At 61.2% G+C, this 652-nt stretch carries 1 protein-coding gene and 1 pseudogene; one reads left to right on the plus strand and one right to left on the minus strand.

What is annotated here, in order from left to right:
• Positions 1-183: 183 nt before the first annotated feature.
• Positions 184-528 carry an AAA family ATPase gene (locus ACTWQA_RS59160; RefSeq protein WP_443167528.1) on the plus strand — a complete coding sequence of 115 codons (345 nt, stop codon included), beginning with the start codon at positions 184-186 and terminating at the stop codon, positions 526-528.
• Positions 529-541: 13 nt separating this feature from the next.
• On the opposite strand, the pseudogene ACTWQA_RS59165 reads toward ACTWQA_RS59160, so the two are convergent.
• Positions 542-652 (minus strand): annotated as a pseudogene (locus ACTWQA_RS59165) (IS5/IS1182 family transposase); the annotation flags it as partial.

Genomic DNA, 652 nt, shown 5'->3' on the forward strand with positions numbered 1-652 from the left:
CGCGATCCGCTCGGTTAACGCGCTCAGCTCCGCATCCCAGGACACGACCAGATCGTAGGTGAGAGAACAGGTCACACGATGACGATGAGTCAACTACATCGAGTTACGCAGCCGAACTCCAAGATCTGTGAATGTAGTATTGGAGGCCATCGAATTCGACCACGTCGGTCCACTGTCCTGGGGATGTTGCGGGAGCGGGGATTGCGCGAGCCGACGCCGCTGCCGGACGCCTCCTACGGGACTATCCGGCTATTGGGACTGCTCGCCATGCTGCACGACCCAAACCCGCCCGCGTTGACCTGCGTTGGGGAGATCGATCACGGGCTGCATCCGCAAGCGCTGGAAATGCTGGTCGAGCGGGTGCGGGAGGCGGGTGAGAAGACGCAGTTCATCATCGCCACTCATTCGCCGGCGCTGGCCGATCGACTCAAGCCGGAGGAACTCATCGTGTGCGAGCGCAGCGATGACGGCTCGTCACTGATTCCGGCGATCTCCAGGAGCAACGTCGAGGAGATCGTTCGCCAGTGAACCGATTTCATCCTCACGCGACCTGGGTGACGCGGTGGTTTTGAAGGACGGCGATGGCCTTGCACAGGTGGCCGGCCTTGGAAGGACAGCAGCGTAGCTTGCGGAGGATCTTCCAGCTCTTCAA

Source organism: Nonomuraea sp. 10N515B (assembly GCF_052245915.1).
GTDB lineage: Bacteria > Actinomycetota > Actinomycetes > Streptosporangiales > Streptosporangiaceae > Nonomuraea.

Excerpts from the sequence above, each read along its gene's own strand:
- ACTWQA_RS59160 (WP_443167528.1), top strand. The coding sequence starts at position 184 with ATGTTGCGGGAGCGGGGATTGCGCGAGCCGACGCCGCTGCCGGACGCC.